The organism is Sulfitobacter rhodophyticola (assembly GCF_041281685.2).
Taxonomy (GTDB): Bacteria; Pseudomonadota; Alphaproteobacteria; order Rhodobacterales; family Rhodobacteraceae; genus Sulfitobacter.
Window position 1 is genome coordinate 811090 of sequence record NZ_CP166251.2, and the last position, 21959, is coordinate 833048.

At 59.3% G+C, this 21959-nt stretch carries 23 protein-coding genes; 8 read left to right on the forward strand and 15 right to left on the reverse strand.

Features of this window, described 5'->3' with window-relative positions; all coding sequences use genetic code 11:
• Positions 1-98 precede the first annotated feature (98 nt).
• On the reverse strand, positions 99-1076 hold the full coding sequence (locus AB4X18_RS04980) for a response regulator (protein WP_432817143.1): 978 nt from the start codon (positions 1074-1076) through the stop codon (positions 99-101).
• Positions 1077-1443: 367 nt separating this feature from the next.
• On the opposite strand from AB4X18_RS04980, the gene AB4X18_RS04985 reads away from it, so the two are divergent.
• Both AB4X18_RS04985 and AB4X18_RS04990 read left to right on the forward strand, forming a co-directional pair.
• A complete protein-coding gene (locus AB4X18_RS04985) occupies positions 1444-1650 on the forward strand; it encodes a cold-shock protein (protein ID WP_370399063.1) in 207 nt (68 codons plus the stop codon).
• A 137-nt stretch (positions 1651-1787) separates the two neighbouring features.
• On the forward strand, positions 1788-2339 hold the full coding sequence (locus tag AB4X18_RS04990; protein WP_370399064.1) for a L,D-transpeptidase: 552 nt from the start codon (positions 1788-1790) through the stop codon (positions 2337-2339).
• A 72-nt stretch (positions 2340-2411) separates the two neighbouring features.
• Here the strand turns inward: AB4X18_RS04990 and AB4X18_RS04995 are convergent, their stop codons facing one another.
• From AB4X18_RS04995 to AB4X18_RS05035, 9 genes are all read right to left on the reverse strand, one after another.
• Positions 2412-3527 carry a cupin gene (locus tag AB4X18_RS04995; protein WP_370399065.1) on the reverse strand — a complete coding sequence of 372 codons (1116 nt, stop codon included), beginning with the start codon at positions 3525-3527 and terminating at the stop codon, positions 2412-2414.
• A gap of 78 nt (positions 3528-3605) precedes the next feature.
• Entirely contained in the window at positions 3606-4892 is a 1287-nt protein-coding gene (locus AB4X18_RS05000; protein WP_370399066.1) for an ArgE/DapE family deacylase, read from the reverse strand.
• 141 nt (positions 4893-5033) lie between these two features.
• The gene (locus AB4X18_RS05005) at positions 5034-6023 is read right to left on the reverse strand and encodes an ABC transporter substrate-binding protein (RefSeq protein WP_370399067.1); all 990 of its coding nucleotides are present in this window, start codon (positions 6021-6023) and stop codon (positions 5034-5036) included.
• A gap of 36 nt (positions 6024-6059) precedes the next feature.
• On the reverse strand, positions 6060-6899 hold the full coding sequence (locus AB4X18_RS05010) for an ABC transporter permease (RefSeq protein ID WP_370399068.1): 840 nt from the start codon (positions 6897-6899) through the stop codon (positions 6060-6062).
• The gene (locus AB4X18_RS05015) at positions 6899-7762 is read right to left on the reverse strand and encodes an ABC transporter permease (RefSeq protein WP_370399069.1); all 864 of its coding nucleotides are present in this window, start codon (positions 7760-7762) and stop codon (positions 6899-6901) included. Before AB4X18_RS05015 ends, AB4X18_RS05010 begins: the two co-directional genes overlap by 1 nt.
• Before the next feature lie 69 nt (positions 7763-7831).
• Positions 7832-8605: an ABC transporter ATP-binding protein gene (locus AB4X18_RS05020; RefSeq protein ID WP_370399070.1), complete on the reverse strand. Its 774-nt coding sequence runs from the start codon at positions 8603-8605 to the stop codon at positions 7832-7834.
• A 5-nt stretch (positions 8606-8610) separates the two neighbouring features.
• Positions 8611-9051 carry a hypothetical protein gene (locus tag AB4X18_RS05025; RefSeq protein WP_370399071.1) on the reverse strand — a complete coding sequence of 147 codons (441 nt, stop codon included), beginning with the start codon at positions 9049-9051 and terminating at the stop codon, positions 8611-8613.
• A complete protein-coding gene (gene hydA, locus AB4X18_RS05030) occupies positions 9052-10512 on the reverse strand; it encodes a dihydropyrimidinase (protein WP_432817144.1) in 1461 nt (486 codons plus the stop codon).
• A gap of 162 nt (positions 10513-10674) precedes the next feature.
• Positions 10675-11925 carry a Zn-dependent hydrolase gene (locus AB4X18_RS05035; RefSeq protein ID WP_370399072.1) on the reverse strand — a complete coding sequence of 417 codons (1251 nt, stop codon included), beginning with the start codon at positions 11923-11925 and terminating at the stop codon, positions 10675-10677.
• Positions 11926-12147: 222 nt separating this feature from the next.
• Between AB4X18_RS05035 and AB4X18_RS05040 the strand changes: the two genes are divergently transcribed.
• Positions 12148-12723, forward strand: coding sequence for a TetR family transcriptional regulator C-terminal domain-containing protein (locus AB4X18_RS05040; RefSeq protein ID WP_370402579.1), 576 nt, complete (start codon positions 12148-12150; stop codon positions 12721-12723).
• Between the two features lie 112 nt (positions 12724-12835).
• A complete protein-coding gene (locus tag AB4X18_RS05045; RefSeq protein WP_370399073.1) occupies positions 12836-13261 on the forward strand; it encodes a hypothetical protein in 426 nt (141 codons plus the stop codon).
• A 17-nt stretch (positions 13262-13278) separates the two neighbouring features.
• Here AB4X18_RS05045 and preA read toward each other — a convergent pair whose 3' ends face one another.
• From preA to AB4X18_RS05060, 3 genes are read right to left on the reverse strand one after another with little or no spacing between them, the layout of a single operon-like run.
• Complete coding sequence (gene preA, locus AB4X18_RS05050) at positions 13279-14583, reverse strand: NAD-dependent dihydropyrimidine dehydrogenase subunit PreA (protein WP_370399074.1); 1305 nt, start codon at positions 14581-14583, stop codon at positions 13279-13281.
• Between the two features lie 24 nt (positions 14584-14607).
• A complete protein-coding gene (locus tag AB4X18_RS05055) occupies positions 14608-15447 on the reverse strand; it encodes a class I SAM-dependent methyltransferase (protein WP_370399075.1) in 840 nt (279 codons plus the stop codon).
• 37 nt (positions 15448-15484) lie between these two features.
• A complete protein-coding gene (locus AB4X18_RS05060; RefSeq protein ID WP_432817145.1) occupies positions 15485-16804 on the reverse strand; it encodes an NAD(P)-dependent oxidoreductase in 1320 nt (439 codons plus the stop codon).
• Between the two features lie 286 nt (positions 16805-17090).
• Here AB4X18_RS05060 and AB4X18_RS05065 point away from each other — a divergent pair, with 286 nt between their 5' ends.
• From AB4X18_RS05065 to AB4X18_RS05080, 4 genes are all read left to right on the forward strand, one after another.
• The gene (locus AB4X18_RS05065) at positions 17091-17297 is read left to right on the forward strand and encodes a cold-shock protein (protein ID WP_370399076.1); all 207 of its coding nucleotides are present in this window, start codon (positions 17091-17093) and stop codon (positions 17295-17297) included.
• 87 nt (positions 17298-17384) lie between these two features.
• The gene (locus AB4X18_RS05070) at positions 17385-17978 is read left to right on the forward strand and encodes a DJ-1/PfpI family protein (RefSeq protein ID WP_370399077.1); all 594 of its coding nucleotides are present in this window, start codon (positions 17385-17387) and stop codon (positions 17976-17978) included.
• 61 nt (positions 17979-18039) lie between these two features.
• Positions 18040-19056: an AraC family transcriptional regulator gene (locus tag AB4X18_RS05075; protein WP_370399078.1), complete on the forward strand. Its 1017-nt coding sequence runs from the start codon at positions 18040-18042 to the stop codon at positions 19054-19056.
• A gap of 186 nt (positions 19057-19242) precedes the next feature.
• A complete protein-coding gene (locus tag AB4X18_RS05080; protein WP_370399079.1) occupies positions 19243-20448 on the forward strand; it encodes an acyl-CoA dehydrogenase family protein in 1206 nt (401 codons plus the stop codon).
• Positions 20449-20667: 219 nt separating this feature from the next.
• Here AB4X18_RS05080 and AB4X18_RS05085 read toward each other — a convergent pair whose 3' ends face one another.
• The gene (locus AB4X18_RS05085; protein ID WP_370399080.1) at positions 20668-21285 is read right to left on the reverse strand and encodes an SOS response-associated peptidase; all 618 of its coding nucleotides are present in this window, start codon (positions 21283-21285) and stop codon (positions 20668-20670) included.
• A gap of 3 nt (positions 21286-21288) precedes the next feature.
• The gene (locus tag AB4X18_RS05090) at positions 21289-21939 is read right to left on the reverse strand and encodes an arylesterase (RefSeq protein ID WP_370399081.1); all 651 of its coding nucleotides are present in this window, start codon (positions 21937-21939) and stop codon (positions 21289-21291) included.
• Positions 21940-21959 lie beyond the last annotated feature (20 nt).

Sequence of the window (21959 nt, forward strand, 5' to 3'; positions counted from 1 at the left end):
GTGCGCGGCTGCGCTATCCCGCGGCTTCATGCGCCAAGAATTCAAAAGGACGCCCCGTGGGACGCCCTTTGTCAATCAAGTCAGATCAGGGATGCGACTTAGTGGTCGCCTTCGATCGCCATCTCAAGACGGTCGAACAGCGCATTCTCGCTGTCCTCGGACGCCAGTTCCGACAGGGTATCGTTGTTTTCCAGATGCGCACGAAGGGCATCACTGGCAGAAAGACCTGACCACAGACGCTGATCGGTGATCGTGTTCAGGCGCAGCACGGGGGGCTGGGGGGTGCCACTGGCCGCTTCGTCCCAGGACAGCGCCAAAGACGCATTGATCTGGCTCAACACATCGCCGGTGTTAAGGCGCATGCGCCCCATCACCAATCCAACGAAACGGCCGCTGCCGACATAGGCCAGACGCCATGCACGCCCTTCAAGCCCCTCAACGGCAGCTTCGGCCACCGCTTCGATATGGTGGCGGAATGCGGGTGCCGGAACCGCGCGGTGGATCCCACGCAGCCCCACAATATCGAGGCTGAACAGGCTCATCGCATAACATCCCTCTGGCATCCGCAGCAATGCGTTCTCCAGTGCCAGCGCATCGCCAACGCCGGATACGTCCAAAGCGATCTCTTCATCAAAGCGCAGGTGCAGCTTTTCGGAAAGGGCTTCCAGCGTACTGCGTGCTTCCTGCTCGCGGTGCAGGCTTGCGTTCAACATGCCCGCTGCATTGATGCGCGCGCGCAGTTCGATCAGGTCCAGCGGCTTGCACAGGAAATCGGTGGCGCCTGCACGGAACGCCGCTTCCATCAACTCGGACGCCGTGCTGGCGGTGATCATGATGATCGGCGTGGTGCGATAAGCAGCACTTTGACGGTACTGATCACACAGCGTGATCCCGTCCACCCCCGGCAGCATGATGTCGAGCAGAAGACAATCAAAAGGCCGTTCTTCAGTCTGAGTGATGGCCAAGGCCTCTTCGGCCGAACCACAGCAGACAAGCTCATGCTGCCCTTCATTGGGCAGGCATTCCTCTAGTATGTCGAGAATCACAGGGTCGTCATCAACTGCCAGAATACGCATAACATTTCCTTTTTCACTCACTAAACCGCCCCGAACCACATCGGTACGTTCCTACAACCGCAGTCGAAAACGCATGCGGAAAAGGCGCGTTTGCGGCTCATTTGTGTCAATTTCGGGATGTTCGACAGTTTTTCGCCAATCATGGCAAGACCTTGCCGGACCGGGCTCAATCGGCAATCTGTCGCCCGAATTTGTGCTCTAAATGGTCCCTCTTGCCCTGACCGACACAACCTGTCATGGGTATTGGTGCTTACGTTACTCTCGGCCGACCCCTGTCTCCCTTACCGGCGCTCAGTTCGATCTAGACGAAAACGACGCCAAGCCATCGCACGACGCGGATGGCACACTAAATACGGAGAATACGGATATGGCCACTGGCACCGTAAAATGGTTCAACTCAACAAAAGGCTTCGGCTTCATCGCGCCCGACGGCGGCAGCAAGGACGTGTTCGTGCACATCTCTGCGGTTGAACGCGCTGGCCTGACAGGTCTGGCAGACGATCAGAAAGTCACTTTTGACATCGAAGCAGGCCGCGATGGCCGCGAGAGCGCGACCAACATCGCCCTCGCCTAAGCTAAGCTTAAGCCTGAATTACGCGAATGTGACCGACCAATGGGCAACTATTGGTCGGTTTCTTGCATCTTGGGCTTGCGACGAATCCCAATTTTGGGACAATCACGCCATCCTTTTTCCCGATTATGGAGCATTCGATGCGCCGCCGTACTTTTCTCGCCAGCACAATCGCAGCAACAGCACTGCCACAAGTCCTTTCTGCCCGGACTGCCGCTTTTGACGCCACTCCGCAGGAAGTGTCCATCAAACGCCAGTATCAGCCAGGCCAATTGCTGATCCTGCCACGCAGCCACTACCTCTATTTTGTCACCGCTCCCGGTCGCGCGTTGCGGTATGGCGTGGGTGTCGGCAAGGCCGGTCTGGAATTTACCGGCACCGCGACCATCGCCGTCAAAAAGGAATGGCCGACGTGGCGCCCAACGGACGAGATGATCGAACGCGATCCGGACGCCTATAAACGGTTTATCGGCAACACCGAAGCGCAGCCCGGCGGCCCCGGCAATCCCTTGGGTGCCCGCGCGCTGTACCTTTTTCAGAACGGCCGCGACACCTATTTCCGTATCCACGGCACCACGCAGCCCGGCTCCATCGGACGCTCCGTCTCCAACGGGTGTATCCGCATGATGAACGAACATGTGAAGGATCTCTATGAACGTGTGCCCTTGGGCACGGTTGTCACAGTCCTTTAAGTCGACCCGACAAACGCAGAACGGCCCCGCGCTGAAAAGGCGGGGCCGTTTGCATTCATACAGCCGCTGCAATCATTCCGCGATCTGTGTCTCGAACTCAGACCCCAGCGCTGTCTCGATCAGCTCGCAATCTGTGCTGACCTCCACATACCGCGCCTTCAGAAAGGGCGGCAGCACGAAGGCATCGCCCGCCACAAGGCGGTAAGGTTTTTGCCCCGTCACCTCCAAAGTCATTTCCCCCTCTTTCACAAAGGTGAACAGGATATTTGTGTCGTGACTGGTCCATGCCTCCTGCACCTGCGCTGGCCGGGCAACATGCACACCTGCCACGCCCTGCGTCGCCGTGCCAATGCCAGTGTCCCGGCTTTCCCATCCGGGAATGCGCCACGGTGTCCAGACAGCCTCCGACAGCTTGTGATGCACAAAACGCGTCCCGTCCCATTCCCGATCAGGGTTCACCACGCCATTGGGCAACACCATCTCATGATCAATTGTGGTGATGTGTTCCGCCGGCACGCCGATCTCCAGCACTTCAACGTTCGCCGAGGCTTCCAGCACCCTGTGCCGGATCTGCGGCGGCTGTATCACGCAACACCCCGCCTCAAGTATGAACGGCTCCCCCTGATCCTCATACACCAGCCGCACCCAGCCGCGATAACAGAAGATCAGTTGAAATCCGACCGTGTGATAATGCACCATGTCAGGCACCGGGCCGCCATCGGGGATGCGAATGTGGCTGGCGATGATCGACCCGCCCAGACGGTCGGGGATAAGGTCCCGATACCGCATGCCCGCCCTGCCGATCACCCAGGAATCGCTGTCGCGCAAATGGCGCACCATGAAGGAATGCCGCGTTTCCGGCATTTCCAGCGGCGGGGCGGCATCCACCACCTCGATCGCATTTCCGCCCGGAGAGGTCAGCATCGTATGCCCGCCCGCAAATCCATCCGGCCCCGCACAGCGCAGCCGCACCCTGCCAGGAGGCGTATCCGCATCGCGGTCCAACCTGATGCGCACCCCATGCCCGGATATCAGCGCAACCGCCGGATCGTCCGCCGGGAAAATCTCATCCAGCCGAAACCCCAGTTGATTGAGGAAGAACGGCAACTCCGTCTTGAGATCAGCCGCAGGCAGGAAAAGCTCCGCCGCCTCGATCAACTCTGGATGTGTAAGCTGCTCTGACGCCATTTCAGGGTTCTCCGTATTCTGACGGGTAAAGACAGTTCGGTTTAGGTCGATTGCACTTGCATGGCAACAAAGCCGCAGTCACTCCCGCGCCTCAACCCCGCACCAGTCTGCCACGAAAAGGGCCATCGCCCCAGTAATCCGCTTGAGGGATGCAAGGCTGACCCGTTCATCAAACCCGTGGATGTTCTGCGAAATCGGCCCATAACACAGCGCTGGTATCCGGTCGTAAAGCGCATATACCCGCGTATCGAGGTATCCCGGTGTCACCAGATCCTTCAACGCATCACCGGTAACCACTTCATGCGCCCGTGCAAGCGCCGCTTCCGCATCCGACCCCGGCTCCAGCACATATCCTTCGGCAAAAAATCCGTTGAATGTGATCTGCGGTGGGGTGTTGGCCAAAAACGCATCCGCCCGCGATAGCGTTGTCAGATGATCGCGCACCTGCTGTTCCACATCTGCAGCCGCCATGCCGGGATACAGTGACAACCGACAATCCACCCGACACCACGCGGGTACGGATGACGCCCAATCCCCTCCTTCGATCTTGCCAAAGTTCAGGTTGATCGGATGGTCCAGCCCCTCGAAATGCGGATGGGCACCCTTCTGCGCATTCATTTGCGCTTCAAGCTCCCGCAGGCTCTCCATCACGCGGTAGGCCGCATCAATGGCATTCGCCCCCTGACCCATCTCGCGCACATGCACCGGATGCCCCCTGATCTCCACCTGGAACCACAAAACACCCGTATTGGCCCGTACCAGCATTTCATCCTCCGGTTCGGGGATCAGAACCGCATCGGCGCTATACCCCTGCAAATGGGTCATGAGCGCCCCATTGCCGGTGCTCTCCTCCTCCACCACCGACTGCACATGCACTGTTGCCGCCGGGGCCAGTCCGATCCGCGCCAGCGCATCCAGCACCGCAATATTGGCCACATGCCCCGCCTTCATGTCCGCCCCACCCCGACCATAGAGCCAATCACCTTCGATCACCGGATCAAACGGCGGGTGGGTCCACATGTCGGCAGGCCCGGTCGGCACCACATCCACGTGCGCCTGCAGGATCAGTGATTTTCCCGTTTCCTGCTTCGGTCGGTGCGTACCCACGACAATCGGCGCATCGGTGTGATCCGCTGAAAAGGGCGCGCCACCGGGATGCCGGGCGATGGCCTCTTCATCCATCGAAAATCGCTCCATCGTCAGCCCCCGGTCCCGGAGCGCGCGAAAGACGTAGTCCTGCACGGCATGTTCATGCCCGCGTGTGGACGCAAACCGCACCATCTCCTGCGTCATCGCCACCTGATCGGCAAATCCGTCCTCGACAGAAGCAAGGATGCGTTGGGTCATATCTGCGGAAAGCGTCATCAGCCGCACCTTTCAATGGAAAACAAGAACAGCCCCAGTCTTCGCCCTGCATCCAGCAATGCCAAGAGCCAACAGACCCAGCCGGACAAAAAAAGGGCCCGCACGTCGGCAGGCCCTTCCAAAGTCATGGTCGCCGAAAGCTCAGTTCAATGCCTGATCAGTGATACGATGCGTCCAGGCCCCTTCAGGTGCTTTGGAGATCACCGGGTCGGAACCGCCCGCCAACAGTGAAGCCACCGTACGCTCATAATCGGCCTCGACCAGCGCCCCGTTCGATCCTGCGGTCAGCTTGGCAATCTCGCCCATCATCCGACGCTGGTGCTTTTCGGTCTGCGCCCCGGATGCATCATTCTCCAGCACGATGTCTGCCGCCTCATCCGGGTTTTCCTCAGCATACTTCCAACCCTTCATAGAGGCCCGAACGAAGCGCACCATCTTGTCCTCGAATGCGGGATCGCTGAGGTTATCTTCCAACACGTAAAGACCGTCTTCCAACGTCGCCACGCCCTGATCCTCATATTTGAACACCTGAAGGTCATCCGGGCTGAGCCCTGCATCGATCACCTGCCAGTATTCGTTGTAGGTCATCGTCGACACACAGGCCGCCTGCTGCTGCAAAAGGGGATCGACGTTGAAACCCTGCTTGAGCACCTCGACACCATCCGCACCACCTTCGGTCGGAATTCCCAACTGCGCCATCCAGCTCAGGAATGGGAATTCATTGCCGAAGAACCAGACACCCAGCGTCTTGCCCTTGAAGTCATCCGTGGACGAAATCCCCGCATCCTTGCGACAGGTCAGCATCATGCCGGAGGATTTGAAAGGCTGCGCAATATTCACCATCGGCAACCCCTTCTCCCGTGCGGACAAGGCGGCAGGCATCCACTCCACGGTCACATCAGCGCCGCCACCGGCGAGCACCTGTGTCGGCGCGATATCCGGCCCGCCGGGCTTGATCGTCACGTCAAGGCCCTCTTCCTCGTAAAATCCCTTGTCCAGCGCCACGTAATATCCCGCGAACTGCGCCTGTGTGACCCACTTCAGCTGTAGCGTCACCTCATCCGCGGCCTGGGCCAACGTGCCCCACAGCCCCACGGCAACGGTCGCCGCTGCTTTTGATACAAAATTCATGTCATAACTCCCTTCGTTGTTGTCTTCTTTTGTCGTTCAATGCCTCTGGCTTGGATGCCAGAAGGTGACCGATCGCTCGATCAATGCCATCGCGCCATAAAAGGCAGACCCGGTTATGGCCGCGACAACAATCTCTGCCCACACGAGGTCAAGCGCAAGCTGACCCACCGATGTGGAAATACGAAAGCCCATCCCCTTGACGGGAGAGCCGAAAAATTCAGCAACGATCGCCCCGATCAGTGCCAGCGTCGTGCCGATCTTGAGCCCGTTGAAGATGAAAGGCATCGCCGCGGGCAACCGCAATTTGACCAACGTCCGCCAGTAGCCAGCCGCATAGGTGCGCATCAGATCACGCTGCATGGCAGAGGTGTCCTGCAATCCCTGCACTGTGTTCACCAGCATCGGAAAGAAAACCATCACCACAACCACAGCCGCCTTCGATTGCCAGTCAAAGCCGAACCACATCACCAGAATAGGCGCCATCCCGATCACTGGCAACGCCGCCACGAAGTTCCCCACCGGCAGCAGCCCCCGCCGCAGAAAATCATAGCGGTCCACCAAAAGCGCCACCACAAACGCCGCCCCGCAGCCGATGACATAGCCGGTCAGCGCGCCTTTGATCACCGTCTGCACGAAATCTACCCACAGGATGTCCAGCGAACCCGCGAACCGGGCGGCAATGGCCGACGGCGCGGGCAACAGCACCTGGTTGATCTCGAACCCGCGCACCATCCCTTCCCAGATCGCAATCAGCGTCACCCCAAAAACCAGCGGGGCCGCCAACCCCGTCACGCCCGGGGAAGGTCGCCGTGACAGCCAGACATTGAATGCCCATCCGGCCCCCCAGGCCACCAGTGCAAAGACAAGCCAGCCCATCACGCCATCCCCATCCGCTTGAGCGTTACCCGCTGTACAACTCCGATGATCCCCACCAACGCCGCCGCCAGTGCCGCCGCCATGATCAGTGCCGACCAGATCTGAATGGTCTGCCCGTAATAGCTCCCCGCCAGCAACCGCGCGCCCAATCCGGCCACAGCCCCCGTCGGCAATTCACCCACGATCGCCCCGACAAGCGACGCCGCCATCCCGATCTTTAATGATGTAAATAGATACGGCATCGACGCTGGCAACCGCAGTTTCCAGAACATCTGACTGCCGCTCGCAAACCACGTCCGCATCTGATCCAGTTGCATCTGATCCGGGCTGCGCAACCCCTTCACCATGCCCACGACCACCGGAAAAAACGACAGATACATCGAAATCATTGCCTTGGGCAGCAGCCCCGAAATCCCCACCGCGTTCAGCACCACGATGATCATCGGCGCAATCGCCAGAATGGGGATGGTCTGGCTCGCGATCACCCAGGGCATCACGCTCATGTCCATCGTGCGATTGTACACAATTCCCACCGCCAGCAGAATGCCCAGCCCGGTGCCCAGCGCAAACCCCAGCAAGGTCGCACTCAACGTCACCCACGCATGATAGATCAGCGACCGCTTCGACGTGATCTTCTTCTCAACCGTCGTTTTCCAGATCTCCGCCCCCACCTGATGCGGTGCGGGCAGCTTGGGCTTCTCTTGGGACCACGTATCTTCCACGACCCGCGAAAACGTCAAAACCTCCCCCGTCCGCGTCGCCTTGTCATAGGCCCATGGCGCGTTCAGCCAAACCGCCGCCGCGTACCACAACACAAAGATGAACCCTACAACGGTCAAGACAGGCAAAACGGATCTGCTCACGCGCCACCCCCTGCTTCCAAATGGTTCAAAAACCTCCCCGAAGGGCCGATCCGCAAAAAGCGCCCCTCGCTACTCATCCAGATGCCCCGCCCGCAACCCTTCCCGCACCCGGTGCGCCACCTCGAGGAATGCAGGCGTATCGCGAATGTCCAACGGCCGCTCCATCGGCAACGGGCTTTCGATTACATCCGTGATCCGCCCGGGTCGGGGCGACATCACAACGATCCTGGTGCTCAGATAGACCGCTTCAGGGATCGAGTGGGTAACAAAGGCAATCGTCTTTTCGGTCCGTTTCCACAGCTTGAGCAATTGCTCATTGAGGTGATCACGCACAATCTCATCGAGCGCGCCAAAGGGCTCATCCATCAACAGGATATCCGCGTCGAAACTCAACGCCCGCGCAATCGACGCCCGCTGCTGCATCCCGCCCGACAACTGCCACGGGAACTTTCGCTCGAAGCCCGCCAAGTCCACCAGTTCCAACACGCGGGCGACCCTTTCAGCCTGCTCCGCCTTCGGCACCCCCATGATCTCCAACGGCAGGCGGATATTCCCGCCAATCGTCCGCCACGGATAAAGCCCCGCCGCCTGAAACACATAGCCATAGGCGCGGTTCTTCCGCGCCTCCTCGGGTGAGACCCCATTGACGGTAATCTGTCCGCCTGTGGGCTGCTCCAAATCCGCCATCACCCGCAGGAACGTGGTCTTGCCACAGCCGGACGGCCCGATGAAGGAAACGAAGTCGCCCGCGTTGATATTGAGGTCTACCCCTTTGAGCGCATGAACGGGGCCATCATTGGTCTGAAAAGTCAGGTCCAGGCTTTGCGCGGAAACGACACTCATTTGGTTCACGCCTCCACAGTGATCATACCGTGGCCCCTTTCGACCAAGCGCGCAAAACAGCTTTCCATGGCTTTCTCGAAGTGGCTGATGTAGCTGACACACTCTTGCTTGGTATCGTCTTGTCTGAATGGATATATTTGGCCTGCGATTTCCGCTTGCCAATCTACGTCCGCAAGCCTTTTCGACACGGTTTTATCTTGTATCCTGCGCAAGAACATCACGGCGTCCTCCGGCAAGAAACCTCTCAACGCTGCGTCTCCCAACTCAAGACATTCCGAGTAATAAAGTGAACGCTCGCCCGCGTCTGATCCGATCAGATAGCTTAACACTGGCATAGCCTTGTCAAGACCTACCGAGCTTCGCGTATCAAAGCTCAGGTCTTCTGCCTCGATGAAAGCGAGCACTGTTTCACGATCAACAGAATAAAGCGTAGTTGTTCTTCCCACTCAAATCCCCGCCGGAATATTCAACGGATCGCGCTTGATCATCTTCGGGCTCGTCAACGCCTTCCACTTGCTCAACGCCACATTTGCCGACGGAAACGCGGGCCTCGGCACGAACTTACCCCGCCCCGGATTGGCCTGCGAATTCTGCCCCCAGGCCCAGATCACATCCCCACGGCTCAGCGTATACCGCGCATTCGCCGTCACCTCGAACCCCTCGAACACGTTGTAATCAAGGATCGAATGGTGATTTGCAGGTGAAATCGTCTTGGTGATCTTGGGATCCCACACGACGATATCTGCATCCGCCCCCTCAACAATCGCGCCCTTGCGCGGATAGATATTCAAAATCTTCGCCACATTGGTCGAGGTCGCCGCGACAAACTCGTTCGGCGTCAATCGCCCTGTCTCAACCCCTTCGGTCCAAAGAACGCTCAACCGCTCTTCCAACCCGTTTGACCCATTGGGAATGATCCGAAAATCATCGCGGCCTGCGCGCTTTTGCTCAGTGTTGAACGCCGCATGGTCCGTCGCAACCACCTGCAACGATCCCGCCTGCAACCCGGCCCAGAGCGAATCCTGATGGTCCTTGGACCGAAACGGCGGCGACATCACGCGCCGCGCCGCATGATCCCAGTCCTTGTTGAAATACTCGCTCTCATCCAACGTCAAAAACTGAATGAGCGGTTCCCCATATACCCGCATCCCCTTCTGCCGCGCACGCCGAATGGCCTCATGGGTCTGCTCGCATGACACATGCACGATGTACAAAGGGACGCCTGCGGTATCGGCAATCGTGATCGCCCGGTTCGCCGCTTCGCCTTCCAACTCCGGTGGCCGGGAATAGGCATGCCCCTCGGGCCCGGTGATGCCCTGATCGAAATACTTCTGCTGCAATTCCGCAACCAGATCGCCGTTCTCCGCATGCACCATCGGCAGCGCACCCAATTCCGCACAGCGCTTGAAAGAGGCAAACATCTCGTCATCCTCGATCATCAGGGCGCCCTTGTAAGCCATGAAATGCTTGAAGGAATTGACGCCCATCTCGACGGCATCTTTCATCTCGTTGAAGACGTTCTCGTCCCAGCCAGTGATCGCCATGTGGTATCCCACATCCGAACAGATCTGCGGCGCGGATTTGCGATGCCACTCATTGATCGCGTTCTTGATCGACCCATCCGCCCCCGGCAGACAGAAATCCACCACCATCGTGGTCCCGCCGCAGGCCGCCGCCCACGTCCCGGTCTCAAAAGTCTCGGCGGCAGTCGTCCCCATGAAAGGCATTTCCAGATGCGTATGCGGATCGATCCCCCCCGGGATCACATAGGCGCCCTCTGCATCAATGTACTCATCCCCCACAAGGTCCTCACCGATCTGCTTGATCGTTTCCCCTTCAATCAGCACATCCGCCTTCCACGTGCGATCCGCCGTGCAAACCATCCCACCTTTGATAACCTTGCTCATCCGCTCTCTCCTATCCGCCTATCTTTTCTCCTGAAATATCCCGGGGTCCGGGGCAGAGCCCCGAGCGACGCAACACTCAACCCAAGCCCGTCACATCCGACAAAGCACCCCGGAATTTCCGAAAATTCCGCACCGATTTCTTCGAAGAAATCGCGCCCTGTCTCACCCCACAACTTCAGCCGTCTCCACAACCGCATGCAGCAGCACATCCGCCCCCGCCATCGCCCATTCCTTGGAAATCTCTTCCGCCTCGTTATGGCTCAACCCATCCACACAAGGACACATCACCATTGCCGTCGGCGCAACCTTATTGATCCAGCACGCATCATGCCCCGCACCCGAAATCAGGTTCATATGGGAATATCCCAGCCTTTCAGCCGCATCGCGCACCGCGCGCACACATCCGTCATCAAAAGCCACCGGATCAAACCCGCCGACCTTCTCGAAAGCCACCTCCAGTCCCATGTCATCCGCGATCTTCTGCCCCTCGACGCGCAACCGCGCCTCCATGTCCTCAATGACGCTTAGATCCGGCGATCGGAAATCAACCGTGAAAACAACCTTACCGGGGATGACATTGCGCGAGTTCGGGTAGACATCGATATGCCCCGCGGCGCCCACCGCGTGCGGTGCGTGGGACCATGCAATCTCGTCCACCTTTTCCAGTATTCGCGCCATGCCAAGGCCCGCGTTCTTGCGCAACGGCATCGGCGTCGATCCGGTGTGGCTGTCCTTGCCCGTTACCGTCACCTGGGTCCAGCTCAGCCCTTGACCGTGGGTGACAACGCCGATCTCCTTGCCCTCGGCTTCCAAAATTGGCCCCTGTTCGATGTGTAACTCAAAAAACGCATGCATCTTGCGCGCACCGACTTCTTCCTCGCCACGCCACCCGATCCGCTTGAGTTCATCACCAAAGGCCTTGCCTTCTGCGTCCTCGCGGGCATAGGCCCAATCCTGCGTGTGCACGCCCGCGAATACGCCCGAAGACAGCATCGCCGGCGCATACCGCGTGCCCTCTTCGTTGGTGAAATTCGTCGCCACGATCGGGTGCTTGGTCTTGATACCCAGATCATTGAGGGTGCGGATCAACTCCAGCCCGGCCAGAACGCCCAGCACGCCGTCATACTTCCCGCCCGTCGGCTGCGTATCCAGATGGCTGCCCACGTAGACCGGCAAGGCGTCCGGGTCTGTGCCCTCACGCCGGGCAAACATGTTGCCCATCTGGTCAAGGCCCATGCTGCACCCGGCATCCTCGCACCAGCGCTTGAACAATGCACGCCCCTCGGCGTCCTCATCCGTCAGCGTCTGGCGATTGTTGCCGCCTGCAACGCCGGGACCAATCTTGGCCATCTCCATCAGGCTGTCCCACAAACGGTCCGGGTTGATCTTGAGGTTCTGGCCGGGCGCGGTCATGGGAGGCTCCTTTGTCAGGCTGGCGGCGTCGAAAAAATTTTACCATTTGGTAAATACACGATTGCGGTTAGGCTTGCCTCTGTCAAGAACTGCTTTATGCCCTCCGGGGCAGCCCTTCCCAGTTGCCCGTTCCTGCGGCACTTGCCACCAGAAAGACGCCGCGTGACCCAAGAGAACCAGACCGATAAGAAACCCAGCCGTATCCAGACCCGCAATCGCAAGATGATCCTCGATGCGGCGCTCGAGGTCTTTTCGCGCCATGGTTATCGCGGCACCACGCTGGACCAGATCGCGGCTGAGGCGGGCCTGAGCAAACCCAACATCCTGTACTATTTCGACGGAAAGGCCGAAATCCACGTCACCCTGCTGAACCGCCTGATGACAAGCTGGCTCGACCCGCTGATCAAGTTGAACGCCGAAGGTGATCCCCGCCACGAAATCCTGAGCTATGTCCAGCGCAAGCTCGACATGGCGCGCGACCTGCCCCAGGAAAGCCGTTTGTTTGCAGGCGAAATTCTTCAAGGCGCGCCCCGCATGTCGCCTGATCTGGAACGCCATCTCAAACCGCTCTTCGACGAAAAATGCGCCCTGATCCAGCGCTGGATCGATGAAGGCGCGCTGCCTTCACTGAACCCGCAACACCTGATCTTCTCGATCTGGGCCACCACGCAGCACTACGCTGATTTTGATGCGCAGGTACGGGTTCTGCTGGATACCCCCGATGAGACACATGCACGCGCCAGCCGCCATCTGGCGCAGATGTTCGGCGCGTTGCTGAGCCTCCCCGAAGCGCGCTGACCGCCCCGTTAACCTTTTGGCACGATACCGACCGGGCATTAGTATCTTGTTAAGCTGCAAGGCGCACTTTTGGTGCGGGTGGTGGGCTCCTTAGCAATCAACAGGAGCAGAGATGAGTGTACTTTTGCTGACAAATCCTTACGCGCCGCAGGCGCAACAGCCCATAGGCGGCAGTCTGGGCATGACTTACGCGGCGGCGGGTGCCATGACCCCTCAGGCGGTCACACCAACGCAATCCAGCGCCGATGCCGGCAAAAGCGGGTCATCGACGTCCTATGACGGCAGCGGTGCCGGGGCGGGCGGTGCCGCCGCCCAAAGACCCCTTAAGTTGGACAGGCCACCGGAACGGCCCGCAGATGCCACACCGCGTTCGATCGTGACGGCACAGGCGGAAAGCACCGCGAAGGACGACCCGGCGATCCGGGCACAGTCCCCCGCCGAACCTACGGAAATCGTGGACATGGCCGAACAAACCCGGCAGCGGGCACAGGAAATGCCACTGCCCTTACCGACCCTGCCGTTTCTCATGCGGGCTTGATCAACCCGCCGCAGGCATTACTCCGCTGCCTTGGTGGCAGGATTGTTGGGATGTGTTGTCCAGTTGGCATACTCCGGCTGGACAACCTTTCGGGTGCGCGGATCAACAGTTCCGGGGGCCATTGCCTCCATCGTGATGCAATCCTCCACCGGGCAGACGTTCACACACAGGTTGCACGCCACGCATTCCTCATCGATCACGGTAAAGCTGCGGTCCTCCGACATGGCAATCGCCTGATGGCTGGTGTCCTCACACGCCGCAAAACAGCGTCCGCAGGAGATACACAGGTCCTGATTGATCACCGCCTTGGCCACGTAATTCAGGTTCAGATACTGCCAATCCGTCACATTCGGCACCGCCGCACCCTTGAAGTCGGCGATGCTCGTATGCCCCTTCTCATCCATCCATTCCGACAGACCGCTGATCATCTCCTGCACGATCTTGAACCCATAGGTCATCGCCGCCGTGCACACCTGCACATTGCCGCAACCCAGCGTGATGAACTCCGCCGCATCGCGCCACGTGGTGATCCCACCAATGCCGGAGATTTCCATCCCCCGCGTCTCATCCCCGCGCGCGATCTCGGACACCATCGACATCGCAATCGGCTTGACTGCCGGGCCGCAATACCCCCCATGCGATCCCTTGCCGTCAATCGACGGCTCCGGCGACAGCGTGTCGAGGTTGACGCTCGTGATCGAATTGATCGTATTGATCAAACTCACCGCATCGGCCCCGCCCGCGCGCGCTGCTGCCGCAGGTTTGGTAATATCCGTGATATTTGGCGTCAGCTTCACGATCACGGGCTTGGAGTAGTATTGCTTGCACCAGCGCGTCACCATTTCAATGTATTCAGGCACCTGCCCCACGGCCGCGCCCATGCCGCGCTCGCTCATCCCGTGCGGACAGCCAAAGTTCAGCTCGATCCCATCCGCACCGGTGTCCTCCACCAGCGGCAGGATCGCCTTCCATGCCGCTTCCTCGCACGGCACCATGATCGACACGATCATTGCGCGGTCCGGATAGTCGGCTTTGACCCGCTTGATCTCCTCCAGATTGGTGTAAAGGTCACGGTCGGTGATCAATTCGATGTTGTTCAACCCCAGCAAACGCCGGTCCGCCCCATAGATCGCCCCGTATCGCGGCCCATTGACGTTAACCACCGGTGGCCCTTCGGACCCCAGCGTCTTCCATACGACACCACCCCACCCGGCCTCGAACGCGCGCCGGACGTTGTATTCCTTGTCCGTCGGCGGCGCAGAGGCCAGCCAGAACGGGTTCGGGGAAGTGATCCCCAGAAAATCAGTTGTCAGATCAGCCATGCTAGCCCTCCTTGAGGATGCGTCTCACTTAGGTTTTTCAAAAATCATCTCCCAAGGCGCCGTTGCACCACCAAGTGCAGCACGGACGGCATTGCCATACCGCTCTGGTGCGGCAGCCCCCATCAACAGATGAAGGCCAAGGGGTGGCGGCGGGGTGTTCGTCCCGTCCGAGGCCGCGGTGATCCGGGTAAAGAAATCAATCGCATAATCGGTTCGGTCCCGCTCTGCGATCAGTGACAGACCGGCGGACGACGCGGCGTCGCGGTAGACCTTCGGCGTGTCGACGAACGAACTTTCCTGCGTGCTGGCCCAGGGAACCGGAAAGGGCAGCGCGAGATCGCCGGGCTTCATGATATCGAAAAGCGCAAAACGACCGCCGGGAACCAGAACCCGGGCGACTTCTGCAAAAAGCGCGGGTTTGTCTTCGATATTCATGCCGACATGCATCATGGTGACCAGATCGACGGTTGCCTCGGGCACAGGCAAATCCAGCGCGCTGCCAACTTCGAACCGTGTCTTGTTGGCAAGCCCCACCATCGCGCTCAGCGCCTCGGCGGCCTGTACAAACTCAGGCGTCAGGTCGACCCCATGCACGGTCGCACCAAAGCGGGTGGCAATAAAGCGCGCCGTGCCGCCAATGCCGCTTCCGATATCAAGAACCCTGGTCGTCTTGGTGATGCCTAGCGGCATCAGCAGTTCCTCTGTCGCCTCAAGCCCGCCAGTGTGGAATTCGTCCACCGGCTTCAGATCTTCCGGTGTGACGTGATCAAGCTTGACGCCAGCCTCTTTCAGACCGGCCTTGATCCGCTCCAGAACCGGACCGGTTTCGTAGTGTTGGATAACATGCGACGCAGCGTCTGACATGACAGCCTCCAAAATCTGCTTTTGAAAGGCTCCCATCTTAACAGATTTTCGCGTGAATGTCCTCAGCGGCGTCCCGGCCCTCGGCCACGGCGGTCACTGTCAGATCATCTCCGCCCGATGCGCAGTCTCCTCCCGCCCAGACCTTGTCAACGGAGGTGCGCCCGTTGGCATCAACCTTGATCTTGCGCCCCTCCAGCGTAGGAAGTTCTTCGCCCTCCAGCGTCTGACCGATCGCCTTGAACACCTGATCCGCCACCAGTTTCAGCATCTGTCCAGTGCCCTTCATGGCGTCATCCACGTATTCAAACTCGATCTCGCGCACCGCCCCGTTGCCATGCACCGCAACCGGCACCGCATGCGTCACGATCCGCACGCCTTTGGACGCCGCCAGATCCTGCTCGAACACGCTTGCGTTCATCCGGTCGCGGCCCCGCCGGTAAACCAGCGTCACGTTCAGCGCGCCCAGCAATTTGGCCTGCACGGCGGCATCCACCGCCGTCATCCCGCCACCGATCACAACCACATCGCGGCCTATCGGGATCTGTGCCACGTCGCTCGCCTGACGCAAGTCCGCAATGAAGTCCACAGCGTCCCTGACGCCCTCCTTGTCCTCACCGGTGGCCCCGAGGGCGTTCACCCCGGCCAACCCAATCCCCAGAAATACCGCGTCATAGGTCTCCCTCAGCCCCTCAAGTGTCACGCCATTGCCCAGCGCTTCACCGTGCCTGATCTCGATGCCGCCGATCTTGAGCAGCCAATCAACCTCTGCCTGCGCGAACCCATCAGGTGTCTTGTAGGCCGCGATCCCGTATTCGTTCAGCCCCCCCGGTTTGGGCCGCGCATCATGGATAACCACATCGTGGCCCAGCATCGCCAAACGATGCGCACAGGCCAGCCCTGCTGGCCCCGCCCCGACCACTGCGACCTTCTTGCCAGAGGACGCGGCACGTTCAAAAGGATGGACGCCCTGCGCCTGCAAATGGTCCGTCGCATAGCGCTGCAACTGGCCAATCAGCACCGGCTTGCCCTCCGCCAATTCCCGCACGCAGGCTTCCTCGCAAAGCGTTTCCGTCGGGCAGACCCGCGCGCACATCCCGCCCATGATGTTCTGGCTTAGGATCGTCTTGGCTGCCGCATCAGGCGTGCCCGTGGCGATCTGGCGAATAAACAGCGGTATGTCGATGTCCGTAGGGCAGGCCGTGATGCAGGGCGCATCGTGGCAGAAGTAACAGCGATCTGCCGCCACGACAGCCTCGTGCGGAGCAAGCGCCGGATGAAGATCGGAAAACTGCGCTTCGTACTCCGCCGCAGGCAAACGCCCGGCTTTCACCCCTGGTTGAAAAACATCTGATGACATTTGGCGCACCCTCATGCTGGCTGGACTGTCAAACGCTCTCACGGATCAAATTTTTTATCAACTGGTAAAATTATTTCCGTTTTGTGAAGTTTGCGCTGCATTCGGCCAATGCGCTGCATGACGCTAGGTAAACAACTTGCGGTTTGAAATCTCATTTGCCACAATATCAAAGCTGCACGAAAGAATTTCGACACCACCTGCCTTTGGGTCACTGGGCCGAAGAAGTATTCGTCCAAGCCAAGCTGCCGCATACTGCGGGCAGACCAACGACAGGAGAAATGGGGTCATGGCAACTGGCACCGTAAAATGGTTCAACACCACCAAAGGGTACGGCTTTATCGCACCTGACGGCGGCGGCAAGGATGTGTTCGTGCACATCTCGGCGGTCGAACGGGCAGGACTGACCGGACTTGCAGACAACCAGAAGGTCACCTTCGACATCGAAGCAGGCCGGGATGGCCGCGAAAGCGCAAGCAATATCGCACTGGCCTGACGCGCGGGTCCGACGTAAGTAAGATCATACAAACGGGCGCTGCGGCGTCCGTTTGCATTTCCGGAATACCGCGCAAGAGCACTCACAATGACCAGAACAATCGCGATTGTGATCTTCGATCATGCCGAAGAAATGGACTTTGTCGGCCCCTGGGAAACACTGGGTGCAGCCGTACAGGACGATCCGGACTGGCGCATCAGCCTTGTCGCGGAGCACCTTGAGCCGATCATCTGCGAAAAAGGCATGCGGGTCTTTCCCACGCACACCTACGCCGACATTCCCAAGCCCGACGTGATCATCGTGCCCGGCGGCGATGGTGCAAAAGAACAGGTCAACAATCCTGCCACCGTAGCATGGTTGCAGGGCGCCGCGCCCACCTGCACCTGGATCACCAGCGTCTGCACAGGCACTTTCCTGCTGGTTGGCGCTGGCCTGACAGAAGGCCGCCGCATCACCACCCATCACTGGTTTATCGATGAACTGCGCGAAGCCACCGGTGCAAACGTCATCGAAGGTATCCGCGTCCTGCGCGACGGCAACCTCGTGACTGCGGGTGGCGTGACCTCGGGCATTGAGATGTCGCTCTGGCTGGTGGCGCAAATCTGGGGTTCCAAGCGGCTGGAATATGTAAAGAAATACATCGCTTATGAAACGCCTCCCAGAACGGTGATTGATGTGTAAGGGCGGTATTGGGTTCAATGCGATCCATGTTGCGGGGTGCTTTCAGGAGTGAGATGAAAAGATGACCAATACCACTCCAACGATCCTCTCAACCGTCTCAAGCCAGTTCATTGATGATTGGCTTCTTGCACTGCGTTCGCTTTGCTCGGACGCCGAATTGGCGTCCCTCATGAAAAGGTCGGGTTTGATTTCCCAACACCCGCAGCGTTTCGGCCGGGTTACGCTGGATCAGATCGTATGCCTTTATCAGCTTGCCGCCGTGGAAACCGGCGACGAAATGATGGGACTGTGGAGCCGCCCGATCCGGCCCAGAGCATTGCAGCATCTTCTGACATCTGTGCGAGAAGCAACATCGCTTCCTTCGGCGTTGTACCGGTTTTCGACGTTCTGGAACCTGCTGCTGGATGATTATCAATTTGACCTGGACGACACCAAAAGCACTTTGGTCCTTACCCTGAAACCCCAAGGCAATGTGTCGGTTCAGCGGTTCGGTCACATGCTGATCCTCAAACTCGCACACGGGCTGATGTCATGGTTGGCAGGGCACGAGGTGCCCGTGCAAGCTGTCGAATTCGCCTTTGAGCGTCCGGAGTTTCATCAGGACTACACGGTTATCTTTCCCGCACCCTTGCACTTCGGCAAGCCCGCTACGTCAATCGCCTTCGATCCTGGTATGCTGGGTCCGGTTGAGGCGCGCAGCACGTCCGACCTTGATCGTTTCCTGCAGAATGCGCCGCGCGACTGGATTTTCACGCGGTCGCGAGAACATACGCAATCGCTGCGTGTCCGAACCTATCTGAGCCAATGCGGATGGGACGATGCAACCCTGACCCATGCCGCGCGCGCGCTGCACATGACACCACGTACCTTGATGCGCAGGCTCGATGCGGATGGAACGACATTTCAGACCATCAAGGATGCCCTGCGCCGCGACATTGCGATCCGCGATCTTCAAGCGGGTCGAAAAAGCATTGAAGCCATAGCGCTTGATATTGGATTTTCTTCTTCAGCCAGTTTTCACAAGGCCTTCCATCGATGGACGGACGGCACACCGAGCGCCTACCGACGCAAGCAGTAATTCTGTCACTTTTAGACAATATCTTGTCACGCCAAGAGATTGATGCCTGCGTGCGAGATCTCTAGATTTCAGTTCAAATACAAAATTCCAACTTGAACTTTCGTATGGTGACCCCGTCTCGATGGCCCTCCATGGCTGGCGGTGGTTGGCGCCATGCGACAATACCCACCGTAAAAGGATCTTCCCATGACAGACAAGCTTACCTCGATCCTGCAAGCCGCGCGCGATCATGCCACGCAGGTGATTGCTCCCAATGTGGACACGTGGAACAGTGAAAAGCGATGGCCACGCGATGCGTCAGACCAAGCCGGTGCTGCAGGTCTGACCGGACTTTATGCTCCGGAAGAATTCGGCGGCCAAGGCTTGCCCCTGTCCGAGGGGATCCAGGTCTATGAACAGCTCGGACTGGGTGACGGCGCGTATGCCTTTGCCCTGTCGATGCACAACATCTGCACCTTCGCGGGATGCGGCTATGGCACTGATGCGTTCAAGGAAAAATGGGCGCGCGATCTGACATCTGGTCGCAAGCTGGCGAATTTCGCACTGACCGAGCCCCAATCGGGATCCGACCCAATGCAAATGTACACCCGCGCCACGATCAATGGCGACGGCACCTGGACGATCAGTGGCTCAAAAGCATGGGTCAGCCTTGCAACCGAAGCTGACATCTATTTCACCGTCGTGAAAACCAGCGACACACCCGGCCACAAGGACATGGCGATGATCGCCATTCCCGCCGACGCACCGGGCCTCAGCTTTGGTCCGATGTATGAGACACCGTCGTACAATTTCCTGCCCATGTCCGAGATGTATCTCGACAGGGTCGTGGTCAGCGAAGACAACATCATTCTGCCTGTGGGTCAGGGCTTGCAAGGCTCGCTGATGGCTATTGATATTGCCCGCGTGTCCATCGCCTCTGGCTGCTGCGGCCTGATGCAATCGGCGTTGGATACGGCGCTGTCTTATTCGAAGAACCGCAAGATGTTCGGGGCCAAGAACCTTGATCTGGACGGTATCCAGTGGATGCTGGGCGAGGTTGCGACAGACCTGGAGGTGTCCCGGCTTTTGTACCGCAAGGCTGCTGAAGCCCTTGGCAGTCCCGAAGGGCCGTTGATGGCAGCCCACGCAAAACGCTTTGTACCGGATGCCGCTGTGAAAGCTGCAAACACTTGCACTCAGGTGTTGGGCGGCATGGGGCTGTTGCGACCCTATGGTCTGGATCGTTTGTCCCGCCTCGCGCAGATGCTGCGGATCGTTGACGGCACCACTGAGATCAGCCGCGTGGTGATCGGGCGCGCCTTGCAAAAACGTGCAGCAACCCTGCAAGACCTGCCGGTGCCCAAAGGGTTTGGCGAAGGGGAGTCCTCAAAGAACCACATGGCTGCAGAATGAACTTGCCGGCGTGAACTTGAGGTCGCATGCAAACTGAGGAACGGGCTGCTGATCGAAGGGCACCCCGTTCCTCGCTGTGGTCCCTGATGTGTCCTTTCGCAAACGCACGCTTCCGTTTGCTCGACCGTTGCCGAACCGGATCATGCGGCGTCCAATCCCTGTTGGAGACTACGATTGAGATAAGGCCGGAATTCCACAATCAGCCTGATCCCCGGAAGCCTAAGCGCCCTCCCAATCAACTCCTCTCGCTTCCTCCACCTGAAGACTTCCATCCGGCCAGGGCCGCATCAGCGGCTTCACGGCCTCCACTTCTCCCTCAAGCCACAAAGGGACGTCCGTGGGTGCCAGAAAAACGCCCATCCGGTGATGGATATCCACGACATCAGCGCTCGGCGGACAGGTCACTGTCGCCACTTGCGGTACTCTTACGCCGCCCGGTCCCTGCCAGACGTCGGTGATCGCGGCGAACCAAAGCAGCCCACCGTCCTTCGGCGTGATACGCCATGCGGTCTTGTGCCGCTTTTCTCCGGTCCATTCATACCAGCCGTTTGCAGGCACCACGGCACGGCCCGTTCCTTCATAGGCGGATTTGTCGAACACCGTTTCGGACCGGGCGTTGATCAACGTTTCCATCACCGGTCGCCCCCGCGCGTTCACGCGCCCCACCGGAATGATGCCCCAGCGCATGTGACTCGGGCCATCGGGCCCGAAGGTCACGATCTGTTGGCCGGGAGCGATGTTCAGGCGGGCGGGCTCATCGGTCAGGTCGCCGGGCGGTGCCCCAAGCACTGCCGCGACCTGGGGCACCGGTGTCGTGAGGAAGAACCGCCCCGGCATGCCTCACTCCGCCTCTATCGCGTCGACCAATGCCAGTACTTCCGGACCCACGCGCGCCACAATGCGTGCCACACCTTCGGCATTGGGATGAATGCCATCGGGCTGAAACCACGCCCGAAGCGCTGCGGGGTCCATATCCTCCCCGTCGGCCACCAGACCAGCAAAGAAAGTTTCAAGAAACCCAGCGCCGTAGGCTTCTGCCAACTCGGGATACAGCGCATCGAACTGTGCCTTGTAATCGGGACCATAGTTCCCCGGCGCTTCCATCCCGATCAGCAGCACCTCAACCTCGGCGCGGTCGGACGCCTGCAAAATCCCTTCGATGTTCCCGCGCGCCTGCGCCGGATCAAGGCCCCGCAGCAGGTCATTGCCGCCCAGCGCGACGATCATACCGTCAACTTCGGGCGTCAGCGTCCAGCCCACACGCGCCAGACCGCCTGCGGTCGTATCCCCCGAAACGCCAGCATTGATCAGCCGCACGTTAGCCCCCTGCGCATCCAGCCAGCCTTGCAGTTGCGGCACAAAGCCCTGTTCGGCAGGCAACCCATACCCTTGGGTCAGGCTGTCGCCCAACGCAGCAATGACCACTTCGTCGGCCTGCGCCACACCGGCCAGAAGCGCCAATATCACACTTAACGCCTTGCACCTGATCATAATAACTCCATATCGAGGCG

Excerpts from the sequence above, each read along its gene's own strand:
- AB4X18_RS05005 (WP_370399067.1), bottom strand. The coding sequence starts at position 6,023 with ATGAATTTTGTATCAAAAGCAGCGGCGACCGTTGCCGTGGGGCTGTGG.
- AB4X18_RS05035 (WP_370399072.1), bottom strand. The coding sequence starts at position 11,925 with ATGACCGCGCCCGGCCAGAACCTCAAGATCAACCCGGACCGTTTGTGG.
- hydA (WP_432817144.1), bottom strand. The coding sequence starts at position 10,512 with ATGAGCAAGGTTATCAAAGGTGGGATGGTTTGCACGGCGGATCGCACG.
- AB4X18_RS04995 (WP_370399065.1), bottom strand. The coding sequence starts at position 3,527 with ATGGCGTCAGAGCAGCTTACACATCCAGAGTTGATCGAGGCGGCGGAG.
- AB4X18_RS05085 (WP_370399080.1), bottom strand. The coding sequence starts at position 21,285 with ATGCCGGGGCGGTTCTTCCTCACGACACCGGTGCCCCAGGTCGCGGCA.
- AB4X18_RS05080 (WP_370399079.1), top strand. The coding sequence starts at position 19,243 with ATGACAGACAAGCTTACCTCGATCCTGCAAGCCGCGCGCGATCATGCC.
- AB4X18_RS05045 (WP_370399073.1), top strand. The coding sequence starts at position 12,836 with ATGAGTGTACTTTTGCTGACAAATCCTTACGCGCCGCAGGCGCAACAG.
- AB4X18_RS05070 (WP_370399077.1), top strand. The coding sequence starts at position 17,385 with ATGACCAGAACAATCGCGATTGTGATCTTCGATCATGCCGAAGAAATG.
- preA (WP_370399074.1), bottom strand. The coding sequence starts at position 14,583 with ATGGCTGATCTGACAACTGATTTTCTGGGGATCACTTCCCCGAACCCG.
- AB4X18_RS04985 (WP_370399063.1), top strand. The coding sequence starts at position 1,444 with ATGGCCACTGGCACCGTAAAATGGTTCAACTCAACAAAAGGCTTCGGC.
- AB4X18_RS05090 (WP_370399081.1), bottom strand. The coding sequence starts at position 21,939 with ATGATCAGGTGCAAGGCGTTAAGTGTGATATTGGCGCTTCTGGCCGGT.
- AB4X18_RS05020 (WP_370399070.1), bottom strand. The coding sequence starts at position 8,605 with ATGAGTGTCGTTTCCGCGCAAAGCCTGGACCTGACTTTTCAGACCAAT.
- AB4X18_RS05055 (WP_370399075.1), bottom strand. The coding sequence starts at position 15,447 with ATGTCAGACGCTGCGTCGCATGTTATCCAACACTACGAAACCGGTCCG.
- AB4X18_RS05010 (WP_370399068.1), bottom strand. The coding sequence starts at position 6,899 with ATGGGCTGGCTTGTCTTTGCACTGGTGGCCTGGGGGGCCGGATGGGCA.
- AB4X18_RS05060 (WP_432817145.1), bottom strand. The coding sequence starts at position 16,804 with ATGTCATCAGATGTTTTTCAACCAGGGGTGAAAGCCGGGCGTTTGCCT.
- AB4X18_RS04990 (WP_370399064.1), top strand. The coding sequence starts at position 1,788 with ATGCGCCGCCGTACTTTTCTCGCCAGCACAATCGCAGCAACAGCACTG.
- AB4X18_RS05065 (WP_370399076.1), top strand. The coding sequence starts at position 17,091 with ATGGCAACTGGCACCGTAAAATGGTTCAACACCACCAAAGGGTACGGC.
- AB4X18_RS04980 (WP_432817143.1), bottom strand. The coding sequence starts at position 1,076 with ATGCGTATTCTGGCAGTTGATGACGACCCTGTGATTCTCGACATACTA.
- AB4X18_RS05040 (WP_370402579.1), top strand. The coding sequence starts at position 12,148 with ATGATCCTCGATGCGGCGCTCGAGGTCTTTTCGCGCCATGGTTATCGC.
- AB4X18_RS05075 (WP_370399078.1), top strand. The coding sequence starts at position 18,040 with ATGACCAATACCACTCCAACGATCCTCTCAACCGTCTCAAGCCAGTTC.
- AB4X18_RS05000 (WP_370399066.1), bottom strand. The coding sequence starts at position 4,892 with ATGACGCTTTCCGCAGATATGACCCAACGCATCCTTGCTTCTGTCGAG.